We start from the raw sequence: 15889 nt of genomic DNA, 5'->3' as shown, positions 1-15889 counted from the left end.
TCATGTGTATTTTTCAAGGATGTTAGCAATGGCCGCAGGCTGCAGGTCGCGGTAAAGATCATGATCTACCATGAGCGCGGGCGCATGGTCGCAGGTACCGAGGCATGGGTTGGGCAACAGTGTAAAACGGCCATCGCCGGTGGTTTCCCCGTACTGTATCCCCAGCAGGTTCACCAGTTCTTCATGCAGCGCGTTAAGGCCCATTACGTAGCAGCTGATGCTGTCGCAAAGGAGAATGATGTGCCTGCCCACAGGCTGCCTGAAAATGAGGTTGTAAAAAGTAGCCACGCTGTCCACCTCTTCGGCGCTCATTTCCAGGATGGCCGCCACGTCCTGTATGCCTTCGTCGGATACCCAGCGGCGGTGTTCCTGCACGATCTTCAGCGCTTCTATGCAAGCGGCTTTTTTTACCGGCACCTGCCGGATCTCGTGTTCGATCTGTTCCTTTTCTGCGGTACTGAGCATAGCAATTGCTTTTTTGTTACCTGTCAATATCGGCCAGCACGTAATCCATGGCGCCGAGTATGGAGAGTAGGTCCGCCACGGTATACCCGCGGCTGATATACGGTATCATCTGCATATGCGCGAACGATGGCGTGCGCACCCGCACCCGGTAAGGCGAGGTATTGCCGTCGCTCGTGAGATAGTAGCTGTTCCATCCTTTGGTGGCTTCTGTAACCACCATCGCTTCGCCGTTGGGTATCACCGGCCCCCAGCTCACGTGCAGGAAATGATGGATCAGTGTTTCGATATCCTGCATGGTCATTTCCTTGAGCGGCGGCGTGGTGAGCGGATGGTCCGACTTATAAGGCCCTGCGGGCATATTGTTCAGGCATTGCTCGATGATGCGCAGGCTCTGCCACATTTCGTTCACGCGCACCACTGCCCTGTCGTAACAATCGCCGTTGTGTGCAATGGGTATGTCGAATTCATAATTCTCGTAACCGCTGTAAGGCCGCTTTTTACGCATGTCCCACTCCATGCCGCAGGCGCGGAGGTTGGGCCCGGTAGCGCCCCAGTCTATGGCCTCTTCCTGCGTAAACACGCCGATGCCCACGGTGCGCGCTTTGAAGAGCGCATTGCGCATCACCATCTTATCGTATTCCTTCAGTTTTTTCGGGAAATAATTCACGAAGTCGCGAACGAGCTTATCCCAGCCATTGGGCAGGTCCTGCGCCACACCGCCGATGCGGAACCAGTTGGGATGCATGCGCCCGCCGCAAACGGCTTCAATGATGTTGAATATCTTTTCACGGTCTGTGAACATGTAGAACACGGGACTGAGCTGCCCTACGTCCTGCGCGAAGGTGCCGTACCAAACGAGGTGGCTGGCGATGCGGAACAGCTCGCAGAGCATTACGCGGATCACTTCGGCGCGTTCCGGGATGCGGATGCCGGCCAGTTTTTCTACAGACAGTAAATAAGCAAGATTGTTGTTGACGCCGCCGAGGTAGTCGATGCGGTCTGTGTAGGGGATATAGGTATGCCAGCTTTGCCGTTCGCCCATCTTTTCAGCGCCGCGGTGGTGGAATCCGATGTCGGGAACGGCGTCTACAATGTCTTCGCCGTCCAGCTGGAGAATGATGCGGAGAACGCCGTGGGTGCCCGGGTGCTGCGGGCCGATATTGAGAAACATGTAATCTGAATCCTCGCTTTGCCGTTTGAGCCCCCATTCCTCCGGACTGAATTGCAACGCTTCCTGTTCCCTGTCTTCTTTCGCTGCAAACAAACGGAAGGGGCCCATCTCAGTGGCGCGGGCCGGGTGCTCCTTCCGGAGCGGGTGCCCCTCCCAGGTCACAGGCATGAGTATGCGTTTGAGGAGAGGGTGGCCGTCGAAGCGGATACCGAACATATCGTATACTTCTCTTTCGTACCAGTTGGCGGCGGGCCAGATGTGCGTGGCGCTCGGGGTAGATGGGAATTCGCCGCGGAGGGCTACTTTCAGGCGGACGAATGCGTTGCGTTCGAACGAAAAAAGGTGGTAAACGAGTGTGAATTCGCAGGTGCCGTTGTACTTACTTTTACAGGCACGCTCGTCGATGGCCGTGAGGTCATAGAGCATGCGAAAAGGTTGTTCCGCATCGCTGCGGAGGTATTCCAGTACAGCAATAATTTTCCCTTGTGGCGTCCAGATGGTGGGCGTCTCATCCCGGGTGAGCTGTTCGTGGAAAATATTCTCACCGAAACGGGAGCAGAGGGCAGAAAAGATGCTCGCGGGCATGATTACATTTTTGATTGTATCAATGCGCCATGCTGCTTAGCTTTTCCAGGCTTGTGGGTCCCTTGCTTTTAATGAGCTGATGTAAGAATTATCAGTTTTGTATCAGTCGTACATTGTTATAATTTTTTTTCCGGCTCCTGCATACGCAGGGTAGCATCCTGTTCCACCACAAGGTAAGGCTGTGTGGCCTTTGCCTGCGCAACGGCGTGCCTGTGCCCCAGGAACCTGTTCCTGAACTTTTCGGAAGCCCTTCTCATGATCGACTTGCCGTGGCCGAAGCAGGCAATGTCGAAATCGAAGGTAGACAGCCTTTCGAGGCTATGCTCTGCTTCCGGGAAGTTCTCATAGAAGCAGTTGTAACTTAAACCGAACAGGTTGTCCGCGGCATCTGCGGCGAACAGCACATTTTTTCTTCCCGGCAGGAAAAACGCCAGCTGGCCGGCGCTATGGCCCGGGATATGAATGGCATGCAATCCGCCCGCTATAGGCAGCCAGTCTCCATCCTGCAATAACTCATCCACCTTTGTGGAAGGGATGTAACCTGACGCATTTTTCACGAACAGGTTATACATCAGCTTATTGACGAGGCTCGTGAAGTGAGGATCGGGCGGTTTTGGCACGAAACCCTTTTCCACGTTCAGTTTCTCCGCAGGGTGCATATACACCTTTGCGCCGGTGATTATTTTAAGCTGCGCCACGCTCCCCGCATGATCGGGGTGACTGTGGGTCAGCAGGATGTGCTTTAGCTCTTCCGGCTGCCGGCCTATTGCGCGGATCATTTCAATGATCTGGCCGGTACTGTCTGGCACTCCCGTATCTATCAGCGTGAGCTTTTCATCTTCCACCAGGAAGGCGTTCACTTTCCCAAGCTGAAGCTCATACACATTTTCGGTGATCCGTCTGATACTCATCCGTACATGATTTTATATAGGGCCCCGGCGGGAATTCGTCTCCCGTCCGGCATTTTGAATTTACGCTTTTTATAGTGCTCCCGAAGGGATCATATCTCGTCGGGTGTTTTGAATTCTGTCATCTGCTGGCGTTTATCGCGGTTCAGGTCGCGCATGCTCACTTTCTCCGGTTTTATCACGCCCTGGTCCCCTATCGTCCAGCTGAGGGGGCGCTTTTCCTTGCCTACAGATTGCTGGAGCAGCACCAGCCCGTGCATGAACGCGTCCGGCCGGGGCGGGCAGCCGGGAACATAAACGTCTACCGGCAGAAATTTGTCCACGCCCTGCACCACGCTGTAAATATCATACATCCCGCCGGAATTTGCGCACGATCCCATGGAAATTACCCAGCGGGGCTCCATCATTTGTTCATACAACCGTTGAATGATGGGCGCCATTTTAATGAACACCGTGCCGGCAATGATCATCACGTCCGCCTCCCGGGGCGTGCCGCGGATCACTTCCGCGCCGAAACGCGCCAGGTCGTACTTGGGCGTCATCCCGGTGGCCATTTCCACGAAGCAGCAGCTCAGCCCGAAGTGAAAGGGCCACATGGAATTCTTGCGCCCCCATGCTACCAGCCGTTCCACAGAGGTCAGCATCACGGCCTGGCTCACGGATTCTTCCATGGAAAAGTTGCCGGACTTTTGCGCGGCGGCTTCTTTAGGTTCAGTTAACCACCACTTCATGTTTGATCGTTTTTGCGGATTCTTTATCAGTTTCTTTCCGCATTTTGCGGTAAGCCCTGAGTATTTTTTTACCGTCGGGCCCGAAATCGAGCGCGCCGTTGCGCCATTCGTACACGAGCACGGCCAGCAGGATAAAAACGAATACAGATACGCCGATAAAACCCGGCCACCCCAGCTCTCCGAACGCAATGGCCCAGGACACGATGAACACGGTCTCGATGTCGAAGATCACAAACAACATGGCAACAAGGTAAAATTGGGAGGGGAAGCGCAGGCGCGCGGAGCCGGTGGAGAGCACCCCGGACTCATAGGCTTCGCCGGTAGCGCGGTCTTTATGGCGCTGGCCCAGGATGTAGGACAGACCCAGGATAGCCAGTACCAATACAAGCACGATGGCTCCAAATACGAGAAAAGGCCAGGTCGGGTTCATGGTTGTTGTTTTATAGTCGATCTGTATGATCCGTAGTAATGAAATGAGTCCGGGTTGTTGTTTTTGTATGTCCATGCTGCGCTGCACCGCTCAGGGGATGCCGACGATAAAACAAAAAACAACGCTGGGTAACAAAGGCGTGGCTGTGGATTAGATTGCCTGGCTAGTGGTGAGTGCCGTTAATGTAACATTCGAGGTTCTCAATAATATGTTTCTGCTCGTCCATAATATATTTCACAACGTCGCCGATGGAAATTAAGCCGATCAGTCTGCCGCCATCGTCTACTACAGGTAAATGACGGATCCTTTTGTCTGTCATTTTACCCATACAGTTTTCGATGGTCTCATCTTCTGTAACAGTAATAGGATGTTCGGTCATGATCTCGCGGATGGTGGTTTCCTTGGAGGCGCGGCCTTTCAGGATCACCCTGCGGGCGTAATCCCGCTCGGAGAAAATACCTAAGAATTTGTCGTGGTCTAATACTACGAGGGCTCCCACGTTTTTGTCCACCAGCACCTTCAGGGCTTCATATACAGTGCTGTCTGGATGTACGGAGTATACTGCGTGACCTTTGCCCACCAAGATATTCCTGACTCTGCCCATGGTAAGCTGATTTTAACGTGAAACAATACGATGTGCGAAAAACCTACTTTAAGTTAACTGTTTTTTTCTGCAAAATCAAAAAGTAAAAGGAAAAAAGAATCCCGCAATTGCGCATTCGTCTCTTTTCCTTTTATGAGATAATGATCTATACTTGATGTTTTTTCCACGTTTGTTAACCGCCGCTGCAATTGCCGGTACAGCGGTGCAAATTTTTCAACTATTCGCTGATCTTCCCATTCACCGCTTTCAACAGCGATTTCGCATCACGGCTGTCCTGCGTCAGCTCCCAGATCATCACCCCGGCCGCTTTGCTGCTGAGCGCGAAGGCCACTTTCCGGCGAATAGTGCCAGGACCGTTGTAATAGATCTTCCCGCCCCCGTTCACCGTCACTTCGTCGGCATTCTCAGCGCCGGCGTATTGCGCAACCAGGTCTTTATACCAGATGCTGGAAGGCGCGCCCGCCCCGAAACCGTACCCGTAGAAAGGCAGGCCGATCAGTAGTTTCTCTGCGGCCACACCGCGCGCCTGATTGAAATAATTAAAATCGCTCACCGCCATGTCGTAGGGTGAATGCGGGCCGGGTCTGCCTGGGTTCCAGGGGCCGGTTTTATCGTAGCTCATGATGTTGATGAAGTCGTAGTTCCGCATGGTGGCATCGGGTATCTTATCAGCGTTCCAGGAAGCAAGGGCGGCGGTCATGAGTTTGTTCCGCGACGTAAGCGCCACGCGTAGCTCCGCTACAAATGCAGGATAGTCGGCGTTGATCAGCTCATTCTCCAGGTCCACATCTACCCCTGCAAACCCGTGCTGGTCCATCAATGCAACGATGCCCGCCACAAAAGCGCTTCTCTTCGCAGGTTTGATCAGCTCCGCCAGGTGCGTGGGCGCATCGCCACCGCCGATGGACATAAACACACGCACTTCAGCGGCCCTCGCTTTATCCACTACCTGCTTCACAGCGGGATCGATGCTGAAGCTGCCATCTGCCCCGGGGTTCAGGAAAGCAAGGTTCAGGTCGGTAATAGCGTCCAGGTCGATGGAATTGACGGCGTTATGCCAGTTGTTGTCGCTCAGCAGGTAGCCGAGCACGCGGAGTTTTCCCGGTTTTTCATCCTGCGGGCCTGCGCTGGTTTTCTTTTTACAGGCCAGCGAAAGCGCGGCGAAAAAAATAATGTACAGGGGGAGCAATAGTTGCCTCATGATAAAAGGAAGTAATGGTGAACCAATAATCAAACGGCTGCGCATCCGGCAGTGGCGCGGGCGGCGGGCGGTTGACAATTAAAAAAATGATTATTGGTTAATGAGAGCAGGGTGAAGATAGAATATCCATTTTATATCTCCAAACAATAAAGGAGCTTTCAAAAAACGGAATGCCCCCCAAAAGTGTTTAACCTTTGGGGGGCATTTAATACAGTTTAAGCCCGAAGGTAGCCGTAGTTCCACGCGCTACGGATTAATCTTTCCACGTTTTCTCGCCTTTCTTCATTTTGTCGAGCGTTTCGGTGTACGCCTTCTTTTCGCCTCCCTCGGAGACAAGGCTAAGGGCTTTTTCTTCCCAGGTGATGGCTTCGTCCTTTTTGCCCATCCTGTAAAGGATGTTGGCGTAGGTATCCATGAACATCGGGTTGTTATTGCCCTCAAGGGAACGTTTGCTCCACTCCAGCGCTTCCGTCACGCAGGTCATGTCTTTACAGTTTTCAAAAACAGTCCAGGCGAAATCATTGAGCGCTTCCGGAGCAACGCCTGCCCCGTATTTTTTCATGTAGCTCATTACCGCCGGCGCGAAATTTTCCCAATCCTTTGTGTATTGAAAATATACTACCTTACCTTCCGCTGCCACTTCCTCTGCAAACGCCGGGTATTTTTGCTTCAGGTCAGCAGACACTGCATTCCAGTCTGGTTTCTGATCCTTGTTTCTGAATACCTTGCCAAACACTTCTTCCTGCAGAATGATCCCCTTCACGATTTTCTCTGCCTTACCTTCCCCCAATGCAGCATTGGCCTTTTTGGAATTTTTCAGTAAGAGCGCAAAGCCCTCGTCTTTAGAGCTGCGTGTGAATTTGGAGATATATTCAAGGTTGTCTTTGGTGTAAAGGTCCTTTTGAGTGGCAAGATAGGCCTTGGAAAGAGCAGCGGCATTTTTTGCATCATAAGCGCCGATAGCGGCGAGGGATGCTCTTTTCAGGAACTCGGGCGCCTTATTGCCTTTTTCATATTGTTTGATCAGTGTATAATATTGCTGCTCCGGATCAAAAACGGGCGTTACTCTTTTGAGCCATCCCGGCCCGTCTTCGGCTCCGCCCACCACACGGTGCACGGCCTCTCCCTGCGGATTAAAGAACAGGAAAGTGGGGTAAGCGTTCACGGAATATTCTTTGGCGATGCTTTCCCCGGTGGCGTACCAGCTCTTCACTTCATCATTGTCCCCTTCCGTTTTGTCCAGTTGCAGCTTGACGCTGATGAACCTGTCGTTGAAGTAATTCCCTACATCTTCGAGCGGGAAAATGGTGCTGCTCATGAATTTACAGGGGCCGCACCAGGTCGTGAAACAATCTACAAAGATGTATTTGTTCTCTGCTTTGGCTTTTTCTTTCACCTGTTCCCAGGTAAGGCCATGTACGAATTGAATGCCTTTTTCCTGCGAAAAGGCGATAACGGGAGCCAGGAGCAGGAGGAGAAAAGTTAATTTTTTCATTATGGTTGGTTTGGGTTTAGACGGGTTGAATCTTATCACATAGTTGACCAGATTTCAATTAACAATTTAGCAAATATTCCAAAATATTGGGGAAAGTATGGATAAGTGGTCTGGGAAGCCTGTTTTGGATATAAATATTGACGATAAGATGATTGCGAGCACCAGGTACCGGCATAAAAAAGGGGCCGTTATCTATGCCTGTAAAAACAGGAAACGGCCCCTTGTAATCCTTATGGCAATATATGTTACGTACCCTTTCAGGGCGCTGGTGCAAAATATTCCACACGGAAGACCCAGTATGTAGGATTCGGGGCGTATTCCGTGATCGTATAACGCACGGGCAGGTTGCCGGCTGCGTTGTATTCAATATATTTCTGCCATCCCTGCGGCCCGTCGCCCGTCCAGTTGTTGCGTGACAGTACGGGCGGGCTCACGTAGTCCATCGGCAGGCGCCATACCATACCGTGGCTCAGATTGATCAGCCGTTCTATGGCGGGCGTATTGTCGAAAGTATAGTAGATATCTTCTTCGTACCCGGCGGTGGACACGACGCGCCTGAAATTACCGTTGGTGCCTGAATATATGTAGTGCGTTGTATCCAGCGAGCCGTGAGAGTTACGGCCGATGGCCAGCGCGGTATCCGGCCGGTATATAAAGTTCGTGGTACCGCTGAGGTAAAGCGAATCGCGGTTGGGATAGCTGCTGTACCATACTTCCATGGCCGAAGGCAGGGTATCGTTGCCGGGATAGATGAATTTCAGCCGCGCGTTAACGCTCGGATGGATAGCTATATATTCGTCCGCCTGCACAACGCGGTGCCGGGTATCGTAGATCAGTGTGTCTCTTTCAGCCAGTTGCAGGTTCAAAGTATCCCTGCTGGCCTGGTAGACGTACCGGCTCACAGGCTTGTAATAACCGTTGTATTTAAACTCATATACCTGCTTGAGGTAACTGGCTGCCGGTTCTCCCGGCAAGGGGTTTTGCGAGCCGCTTTGCCGCACCAGGGTAATTTTGCTGATAAGCCATTGCGGCTTTACCGGAACGGGCGGCACTTCAGGGCCGGGGTGTTTGATGCAGCCTGCCGCCAGTAACATGCAAAACAGGAGCCAGTAGGAGGTTTTCATGAGGGGTGGTTTTCATATACTTAAAGTTATCCTTTACCCCGCTCAAATCTACTACTTGATCAAGTAGTCCGCAGCCGTTTTCAGGCAAAAGCATTTACTTATTCTCGTATCCGTTCAAACAAAATGATTAAATTGTATACTATAGTAAACCATTTAACCAATGAGATCGATACCCCTGAAAGCGGCTTTTATCCTGGCCCTTACCTTCAGCATTTCCTGCAGTAAAAAGAAAAATGACAACACTCCCAAGGTGCCCGACGCATATGCGCTCGGTACGAACAATAACCTGTTCGCGTTCCATACCAGCAACCCGTCCACCATCACCAGCCACACGATCACGGGCCTTCAGCCTGCGGAACAGCTGCTGGGGATAGACTTTCGCCCGGCGGACGGCCAGCTGTACGGGCTTGGCAGTACTTCCCGCCTGTACAGGATCAATACCTCCACAGGCGCAGCCACCATGGTGGGCACCGGCCCTTTCCCGCAGGCGCTGTCCAATATTTCGCATGGCATTGATTTTAATCCCGTGGCGGACAGGCTTCGTGTGATCAACTATGCAGATCTGAACCTGCGCGTCAATCCCACCAACGGCACGCTGACAGCAAGGGACACCGATATCACTCCCGGCTCCGCCGCCATTTCCGCGGTCGCTTATTCCAACAACTACAGTGGCGCCGCTTCCACCGTGCTGTATGGCCTCGAGGCGTCCACCGGCAACCTGTACCGCCTGGATAATCCCAACGCCGGCCAGCTTACGTTGGTTGCGGACCTTAACCTTAGCACCAGCACTGAAAACGGGTTCGATATCGTGGGGCAGGACAATAAAGCATATGTCCTTTTTTCAGGGCCTACCGCCAAACTTTACCGCATCAACCTTCAGAACAGCACGATCACCGAGGTCGGGGATTTCCCCGTTAATGTGAGAGGATTGGCGCTCGTGCCGGGACAATAACGGCGCCCGCCTGTTATGAGAACGGCCGTCTTGCCCGGGGCCATTGGCCTGCCGTCCGTATAAGCGGATTACGTATTTTTGTACCGGACACCCGCCCGTTAAATTCATGCTATGGGAAAAGAAACGTTCAAGAGTATCCTGACCCGGCTTCTTTCTTCCGCCGGCGTTACTGTAAACGGAAATGAACCATGGGACATCCGTGTGTACCACGAAGACTTCTACCGTAAAACGTTGACCGAAGGCTCGCTGGGACTGGGAGAGGCGTATATGTCGCAGTGGTGGGACTGCCCCTCGCCCGATGAATTCATCACCCGCGTACTGCGCGGCAATCTGGCACAGCAGCTGAAGCCTAACCTGAAACTGAAGATGGACCTTTTCCTCTCCCGCTTCTTCAACCGCCAGAGCCCTGCCGCCGCATACCGCAACGGCAGCAGGCATTACGATATCGGCAACGACCTGTTCGTGCTCATGCTGGATAAACGCATGACCTACACCTGCGCCTTCTGGAACAACGCGCGCACGCTCAATGAAGCGCAGGAAAACAAGCTGGACCTCACCTGCCGCAAGCTCAGGCTCAGGCCCGGCATGCATGTGCTGGACATCGGCTGCGGCTGGGGCAGCTTCGGGAAATTCGCCACGGAGAATTACGGCGTGAAGGTAACCGGCATCACCATCTCCAAAGAACAGGCGGAGCTGGGCCGCCAGATATGCAAAGGCCTCCCGGTAGACATCCGGATCATGGACTACCGCTCGCTCCGCGAGAAATTCGATGCGGTCGTGTCCATCGGAATGTTTGAGCATGTAGGCTACAAGAACTACGCGACGTATATGAAAACAGTGCATGATTGCCTGAAAGACGACGGCCTGTTCCTGCTGCACACCATCGGTTCCAACATCACGACCACCCTTACGGACCCCTGGATCAACAAATACATCTTCCCCAATTCACTGATCCCATCCATCCGCCAGATCGGCGAGGCCATAGATGGTTTGTTCGTGATGGAGCACTGGGAAAATTTCAGCGTAGACTACGATAAAACGCTGATGGCCTGGTATGAGAACATTGTGGCGAACTGGGACCGGCTGAAGGGCAAATACGATCCTACGTTCTTCAGGATGTGGAAATACTACCTGCTTTCGTGCGCAGGCGCGTTCAGGTCGCGGAGCAACCAGCTTTGGCAGGTGGTGCTTTCCAAAAGCGGCGTAGCGGGCGGGTATAGTTTTGCCTGAAGTATTTTTCAGGTAAGCAGCTGTTCAAAAAAACCGCCGATCTTCTTTTCCCTGTCCACAAAATGAATTTCGAGTATCCATTCCCGTGGGTTGCCGCTGGCATCGGGAAGGAACATATCGTTCGGGTTGCCGGGATGTACGTACAGGCCGTAATTGCCCGGTTCCAGGCGCTCATGGGGAAATTCACCGATAAGATGCCCTGCCAGTTCCCCGCCGAATTCCCAGCCGTATTTGCCGGCCAGATCATTCACGTATGCAAAGTATGCAGCCCCTGTGAGCGAGGTATGCCGGTGAAACCATGCTTTCGCTTCGTGCCAGGCGGCTTCGATATCGTTGCGCAGCTTAAGTTTGAGAGGGTCGCTGCCGATCACGTATGTTCTCCCGAAATCCGCTTCCCAGTCCTCCACGACCGGTCCGAAATCGAAAAAGAGGATATCATCCTGCTGCAGTACGAGGTCCGGCGGGTTTTCATCGTAAGGAAGCAGCGTATTTTCACCGCTGCGCACGATGCGTTTGTGCCAGAATTTTTTGATGCAGAACATTTCCTCGGCCAGCTGGAACACTTCAGTGTTAAGGGTCTTCTCGGTTTTACCGGGAACGATCAGGCCGCGGTCCTCTATGGCTTTGAATAGCTGCGATGCGATATTTTCAGCTTCCCGGAGCTTTTGTTTCTGTGCCAGCATAAGTTAAAAGGAAGGTTGAACCTAAAGGTAAGATATCCGATAAAGCTCTCCAAAGGCATGAGAAAAATGCATGCGCCCCGCGAGAAACGCATACAAAAAAAACCGCCGGGAGAAAGCTCTCCCGGCGGCTGCAAATGGCTTATTATTTATCAGATATTGTTCTTCTTCAGTTCGCTCACCGCATGGTCCGCCGCCCGGGCGGTCAATGCCATGTAGGTGATGGACGGGTTCTGGCAGGCGGAGGAGGTCATGCAGGCGCCGTCTGAGATGAATACGTTCTTCACGGCATGCATCTGGTTGAAACCATTCAGCACGCTGGTTTTCGGATCGCGGCCCATACGCGCCGTGCCCATTTCGTGAATGCAATGGCCCGGAGGCGGCATATCATCTCCGCCGCCTACATTCTTCAGCCCGGCTGCTTCCAGCATTTCCTTCGCGCTGTCGAGCATGTCTTTCCGCATCGCCAGTTCATTCTCACGGAAGTTGCAATCTATGTCGAGCGTAGGCATGCCGTACACGTCTTTTTTCTCTTTGTTGAGCCGCACGGTATTGTCCTGGTACGGCAGATGCTCGCCCCAGGCGCCGATCCACATGCCCCACTCTCCCGGTTCTGTCTGCGATTCCTTCAGCTCAACGCCAATGCCCTCAAAGCCTGTACCGCGCCCGCGCGATGCGCCGCCCTGGTAGCCGAAGCCGCGCACATAGTCATTGCGTTTGGTAGCTGCGCTGATGTTGCGGAAACGCGGGATGTAAATACCATTGGCCCTGCGGCCGTACAGGTACTGGTCCTGGAACCCGTCGAAGGAACCGCCTGCGCCCACGCCGAAGTGATGGTCCATCAGGTTGCGGCCCACCTGGTCGCTGTCGTTGCCGAGGCCTGTGGGGAAGCGGTTGGACACGGAGTTGAGCAGGATGGCCGTGGTGCCCAAGGTGGATGCGTTGATGAAGATGATCTTCGCAAAGTATTCCATCACTTCTTTTGTTTCCGCATCCATGATGCGCACTCCTTTGGCTTTCTGCGTGCTGTCGTCGTAGATCACCTCCTGCACGATGGAATAAGGCCTCAGCGTGAGATTGCCTGTTTTCTGCGCTGCGGGCAGCGTTACGCCGTTGCTGCTGAAATACCCGGTGAAGGGGCAGCCCCGTGCGCAGAGATCGCGGTACTGGCAGGGGCCGCGGCCGTTGTGCGCAGTGGTTACATGCGCTACCCGGCCGATGGTTATGATGCGGTCTTTATATTTTTCTTTGATCCTCGCGGCCACATGTTTTTCGAGGCAGTTCATTTCCATGGGAGGAAGGAACTCGCCATCCGGCAGTTGGGGCAACCCTTCGGCCTGGCCGCTGATGCCCGCGAATTTCTCCACGTAGCTGTACCAGGGCGCAATGTCTTTATAGCGCACCGGCCAGTCCACACCATGACCGTCTTTTGCGTTGGCTTCAAAGTCTATGTCGCTCCAGCGGTACACCTGCCGGCCCCACATCAGCGAGCGCCCGCCTACATGGTAGCCGCGCAGCCAGTTGAACGGCTTTACTTCGTTGTAGGGATTCTCTTTATCGTTCACCCAAAAATGCTGCGTGGCCTCATCGAAGGCGTAGCAGCGGCTCTGGATGGGATGGTTCTCCTTCATTTCGTTGGAATGCCAGCCGCGGTATTTGTAGCTCCAGGGATCCCAGTTGGCCGTCGTATAGTCTTTTACGTGCTCTACGTTGCGGCCCCGTTCCAGTACGATGGTCTTCAGCCCTTTTTCGCAGAGTTCTTTCGCCGCCCAGCCGCCGCTGATGCCGGAGCCTACCACGATCGCGTCGTAAGTATGTTCCTGGGTCGCTTTAATGTTCAGATTCATGTAGCGAGGGTTTTAGGTATGCATATTATTATTCACTGTGCCGCCTTATCATATCAAACAAACGGGTATTGTAAGCAGGAAGAGCCGCTCAATGAGGCGGCTCTTCCAAGTTATATGCTGTGCCCTTTCAGGGATCAGATATTGCCTTTCTTCAGTTCTTTCACTGCATAGTCCGCCGCCCTGGCAGTAAGCGCCATATAGGTGAGCGAAGGGTTCACGCAGGATGCGGAGGTCATGGCCGCGCCGTCTGTTACGAACACGTTGGGAACGGAATGCACCTGGTTGAAAGCATTGAGGATGGAAGTTTTCGGATCGCGGCCCATGCGTGCAGTGCCCATCTCGTGGATGGCCATGCCCGGCCAGGAGCCGTTGTCGTAGGTCTTCACATTCTTGATGCCCGCAGCTTCCAGCATTTCAGCCGCATCGTTCATCATATCGATACGCATCTTCGCTTCGTTTTCTTTGAACTCGGCGTTGAAACGCATCACAGGCTGGCCCCATGCGTCTTTCTGGCTGTTGTCCAGCACTACGGTATTGTCTTCGTAGGGCAGGCATTCGCCGAAGCCGCCGATACCCATGCTCCACTGGCCGGGTTCGGTGAGCATTTCCTTGAAGTCTTTACCCACGCCCATTTCCGCGATGCCACGGCTCCAGCCGCTGCGGCTTGCGCCGCCCTGGTAACCGAAACCGCGGATGTAGTCGCGTTTGTCGGAACCGATGTTGCGGTAGCGGGGAATATACAGCCCGTTCGCACGGCGGCCATAGAAGTATTTGTCTTCATATCCTTCCGCCACGCCGGATGCGCCGATCTTGAAGTGGTGGTCCATCAGGTATTTGCCCAGCACGCCGCTGTCGTTCCCTAAACCATTGGGGAAGCGGTTGCTGATGGAATTCAGCAGTACAAATGTGGAACCGAGCGTGGAACCGTTCACGAAAATGATCTTCGCATGGAACTCGATCATTTCCTTGGTATGCTTGTCTATCACTCTTACGCCGGTGGCTTTCTTTTTGCCTTCGTCGTAGATGATGCTGTTTACGATGGAATCAGGGCGCAGCGTCAGGTTGCCGGTGGCCATGGCTGCGGGCAGGGTGGACGACTGGGTGCTGAAATAAGCGCCGAAGGGACAGCCCCTGCTGCAAAGGTTCCTGTACTGGCATTTGGTACGGCCGGGCAGGTCCTGCGTGATGTTGGCCACGCGGCCGATGGTGATGGTGCGGCTTTTGAAAGCTTCTTCCACGCGTTTTTTCACGTCTTTTTCCACGCAGTTCATTTCCATCGCGGGCATAAAGATGCTGTCCGGCAGATGGGGCAGGTTTTCCGCCTGGCCGCTGATGCCTACGAACTTCTCTACGTATTCGTACCAGGGCTTGACGTCTTTATAACGGATCGGCCAGTCCACAGCAATGCCGTCTTTCAGGTTGGCCTCGAAGTCCAGGTCGCTCCAGCGGTAGCTCTGGCGGCCCCACATGATGGATTTGCCGCCTACGATATCGGGGCGGTACCAGTCAAAACGTTTGTCTTCTTTGTAAGGGCTCTGGCTGTCGTTGATCCAGTATTTTTCGTTGTGTTCGCTGTAAGGATAATCGCGCACGAGCTTTTCGTGGCTCTGGCGCTGGTCTTGCGTGATACGGCCGCGGTGCGGGAAGTCCCAGGGATCTTTGGTCGCGGTTTCGTATTTGCCGTGCTCCAGGTTCTTGCCCCGGTCCAGCATTAATACTTTCAGGCCTTTTTCGGTCAGCTCTTTGGCAGCCCATCCGCCGCTCACGCCCGATCCGATTACGATGGCGTCATACGTGTTCTGGTCCTGCGCTTTTATGTTCAGGTTCATTTGTTTCTTGTTTAGTGGTTCGGAGAAAAGGATTACGCCCAGGCTTTGTCACCTTTTTTGTAAGGTACGCAGCCTTCATATTTGCCTGGCACCGCTATATAGCGCAGGGCTTTGGTGGCGCCGGGCTCTGAAGTGAAATACCCGAGGAGGGTCAGTTCCTTCATGTACTGGAAGTAGTGGGCGGGATCGTCCTTTTTCTTGTTCTCCCGTCTGTTGTAGTCCACCCTTTCTTTATCGATCGCCGTGAGCAGTTCGGTACGTTGTTCGGGAGTGATCTCCATGAAGTCTTTACCGGAGAATTTCTTTTTGCTTTCTTCATTGATCTTATTCAGGCCGGATTCAAAAACCTTTTGGGCCTTCTCATCGTAACAATCGTTGATCATGAGCACAATGAAATCCTGCACATTGGCGGCTTTAGCGCCGGGGCTGGTGGTTTCCGGGATGATAGTTTCGGCTATTTCAGCCAAAAGGGCCTTGGTTTCCGGTGTTTGTAGCGTATAAGTAGCAGGCTTGGATTTACAACCCTCCAGAGCCGCTAACGTGGAAGCGGAAAGCGCGGTTCCCATAAGGATCGCGACATTCCTGATGGCATCTCTTCTGTTCATATTGGTAAATTGATTTGACCTTCACGGTAAGT

The 15889-nt window shown here is 53.3% G+C and carries 15 protein-coding genes; 2 read left to right on the top strand and 13 right to left on the bottom strand.

From position 1 onward, the window contains the following. The 9 genes from nuoE to ACTJIK_RS21580 form a co-directional block, all read right to left on the bottom strand. Positions 1 to 465 (bottom strand): NADH-quinone oxidoreductase subunit NuoE, encoded by a 465-nt coding sequence (nuoE, locus tag ACTJIK_RS21620; RefSeq protein ID WP_440649622.1) that lies wholly within the window; start codon positions 463 to 465, stop codon positions 1 to 3. 16 nt (positions 466 to 481) lie between these two features. After that, on the bottom strand, positions 482 to 2221 hold the full coding sequence (gene nuoC, locus ACTJIK_RS21615) for an NADH-quinone oxidoreductase subunit C/D (RefSeq protein WP_440649621.1): 1740 nt from the start codon (positions 2219 to 2221) through the stop codon (positions 482 to 484). 116 nt (positions 2222 to 2337) lie between these two features. Beyond that, positions 2338 to 3132, bottom strand: coding sequence for an MBL fold metallo-hydrolase (locus tag ACTJIK_RS21610; protein WP_440649620.1), 795 nt, complete (start codon positions 3130 to 3132; stop codon positions 2338 to 2340). Between the two features lie 89 nt (positions 3133 to 3221). Then, on the bottom strand, positions 3222 to 3860 hold the full coding sequence (locus ACTJIK_RS21605; RefSeq protein WP_440649619.1) for an NADH-quinone oxidoreductase subunit B: 639 nt from the start codon (positions 3858 to 3860) through the stop codon (positions 3222 to 3224). Continuing rightward, positions 3841 to 4290 (bottom strand): NADH-quinone oxidoreductase subunit A, encoded by a 450-nt coding sequence (locus ACTJIK_RS21600; RefSeq protein WP_440649618.1) that lies wholly within the window; start codon positions 4288 to 4290, stop codon positions 3841 to 3843. Before ACTJIK_RS21600 ends, ACTJIK_RS21605 begins: the two co-directional genes overlap by 20 nt. A gap of 163 nt (positions 4291 to 4453) precedes the next feature. Further along, positions 4454 to 4894 carry a CBS domain-containing protein gene (locus ACTJIK_RS21595; protein ID WP_440649617.1) on the bottom strand — a complete coding sequence of 147 codons (441 nt, stop codon included), beginning with the start codon at positions 4892 to 4894 and terminating at the stop codon, positions 4454 to 4456. Between the two features lie 217 nt (positions 4895 to 5111). Continuing rightward, positions 5112 to 6095: a glycosyl hydrolase family 18 protein gene (locus ACTJIK_RS21590; RefSeq protein ID WP_440649616.1), complete on the bottom strand. Its 984-nt coding sequence runs from the start codon at positions 6093 to 6095 to the stop codon at positions 5112 to 5114. A gap of 253 nt (positions 6096 to 6348) precedes the next feature. Further along, the gene (locus ACTJIK_RS21585; RefSeq protein ID WP_440649615.1) at positions 6349 to 7590 is read right to left on the bottom strand and encodes a thioredoxin fold domain-containing protein; all 1242 of its coding nucleotides are present in this window, start codon (positions 7588 to 7590) and stop codon (positions 6349 to 6351) included. Between the two features lie 257 nt (positions 7591 to 7847). Beyond that, positions 7848 to 8714 (bottom strand): hypothetical protein, encoded by an 867-nt coding sequence (locus tag ACTJIK_RS21580; protein ID WP_440649614.1) that lies wholly within the window; start codon positions 8712 to 8714, stop codon positions 7848 to 7850. A gap of 160 nt (positions 8715 to 8874) precedes the next feature. On the opposite strand from ACTJIK_RS21580, the gene ACTJIK_RS21575 reads away from it, so the two are divergent. Both ACTJIK_RS21575 and cfa read left to right on the top strand, forming a co-directional pair. Beyond that, the gene (locus tag ACTJIK_RS21575) at positions 8875 to 9666 is read left to right on the top strand and encodes a DUF4394 domain-containing protein (RefSeq protein WP_440649613.1); all 792 of its coding nucleotides are present in this window, start codon (positions 8875 to 8877) and stop codon (positions 9664 to 9666) included. 111 nt (positions 9667 to 9777) lie between these two features. Continuing rightward, a complete protein-coding gene (gene cfa, locus ACTJIK_RS21570) occupies positions 9778 to 10896 on the top strand; it encodes a cyclopropane fatty acyl phospholipid synthase (RefSeq protein WP_440649612.1) in 1119 nt (372 codons plus the stop codon). Positions 10897 to 10904: 8 nt separating this feature from the next. Here cfa and ACTJIK_RS21565 read toward each other — a convergent pair whose 3' ends face one another. From ACTJIK_RS21565 to ACTJIK_RS21550, 4 genes are all read right to left on the bottom strand, one after another. Further along, complete coding sequence (locus ACTJIK_RS21565) at positions 10905 to 11579, bottom strand: M24 family metallopeptidase (RefSeq protein WP_440649611.1); 675 nt, start codon at positions 11577 to 11579, stop codon at positions 10905 to 10907. Positions 11580 to 11728: 149 nt separating this feature from the next. After that, positions 11729 to 13423 carry a GMC oxidoreductase gene (locus ACTJIK_RS21560; protein WP_440649610.1) on the bottom strand — a complete coding sequence of 565 codons (1695 nt, stop codon included), beginning with the start codon at positions 13421 to 13423 and terminating at the stop codon, positions 11729 to 11731. A gap of 134 nt (positions 13424 to 13557) precedes the next feature. Then, positions 13558 to 15252, bottom strand: a complete 1695-nt coding sequence (locus ACTJIK_RS21555) for a GMC oxidoreductase (protein ID WP_440649609.1) — start codon at positions 15250 to 15252, stop codon at positions 13558 to 13560. 32 nt (positions 15253 to 15284) lie between these two features. After that, positions 15285 to 15857 (bottom strand): gluconate 2-dehydrogenase subunit 3 family protein, encoded by a 573-nt coding sequence (locus ACTJIK_RS21550; RefSeq protein WP_440649608.1) that lies wholly within the window; start codon positions 15855 to 15857, stop codon positions 15285 to 15287. Positions 15858 to 15889: the final 32 nt, after the last annotated feature.

The organism is Chitinophaga sp. 22620 (assembly GCF_052044405.1).
In the GTDB taxonomy this organism is placed as follows: Bacteria; Bacteroidota; Bacteroidia; order Chitinophagales; family Chitinophagaceae; genus Chitinophaga.
This window is presented reverse-complemented; position numbering and strand designations above follow the sequence as displayed.

Coding starts and splice junctions, on each gene's coding strand:
- nuoE (WP_440649622.1), bottom strand. CDS start 465: ATGCTCAGTACCGCAGAAAAGGAACAGATCGAACACGAGATCCGGCAG.
- nuoC (WP_440649621.1), bottom strand. CDS start 2,221: ATGCCCGCGAGCATCTTTTCTGCCCTCTGCTCCCGTTTCGGTGAGAAT.
- ACTJIK_RS21610 (WP_440649620.1), bottom strand. CDS start 3,132: ATGAGTATCAGACGGATCACCGAAAATGTGTATGAGCTTCAGCTTGGG.
- ACTJIK_RS21605 (WP_440649619.1), bottom strand. CDS start 3,860: ATGAAGTGGTGGTTAACTGAACCTAAAGAAGCCGCCGCGCAAAAGTCC.
- ACTJIK_RS21600 (WP_440649618.1), bottom strand. CDS start 4,290: ATGAACCCGACCTGGCCTTTTCTCGTATTTGGAGCCATCGTGCTTGTA.
- ACTJIK_RS21595 (WP_440649617.1), bottom strand. CDS start 4,894: ATGGGCAGAGTCAGGAATATCTTGGTGGGCAAAGGTCACGCAGTATAC.
- ACTJIK_RS21590 (WP_440649616.1), bottom strand. CDS start 6,095: ATGAGGCAACTATTGCTCCCCCTGTACATTATTTTTTTCGCCGCGCTT.
- ACTJIK_RS21585 (WP_440649615.1), bottom strand. CDS start 7,590: ATGAAAAAATTAACTTTTCTCCTCCTGCTCCTGGCTCCCGTTATCGCC.
- ACTJIK_RS21580 (WP_440649614.1), bottom strand. CDS start 8,714: ATGAAAACCTCCTACTGGCTCCTGTTTTGCATGTTACTGGCGGCAGGC.
- ACTJIK_RS21575 (WP_440649613.1), top strand. CDS start 8,875: ATGAGATCGATACCCCTGAAAGCGGCTTTTATCCTGGCCCTTACCTTC.
- cfa (WP_440649612.1), top strand. CDS start 9,778: ATGGGAAAAGAAACGTTCAAGAGTATCCTGACCCGGCTTCTTTCTTCC.
- ACTJIK_RS21565 (WP_440649611.1), bottom strand. CDS start 11,579: ATGCTGGCACAGAAACAAAAGCTCCGGGAAGCTGAAAATATCGCATCG.
- ACTJIK_RS21560 (WP_440649610.1), bottom strand. CDS start 13,423: ATGAATCTGAACATTAAAGCGACCCAGGAACATACTTACGACGCGATC.
- ACTJIK_RS21555 (WP_440649609.1), bottom strand. CDS start 15,252: ATGAACCTGAACATAAAAGCGCAGGACCAGAACACGTATGACGCCATC.
- ACTJIK_RS21550 (WP_440649608.1), bottom strand. CDS start 15,857: ATGAACAGAAGAGATGCCATCAGGAATGTCGCGATCCTTATGGGAACC.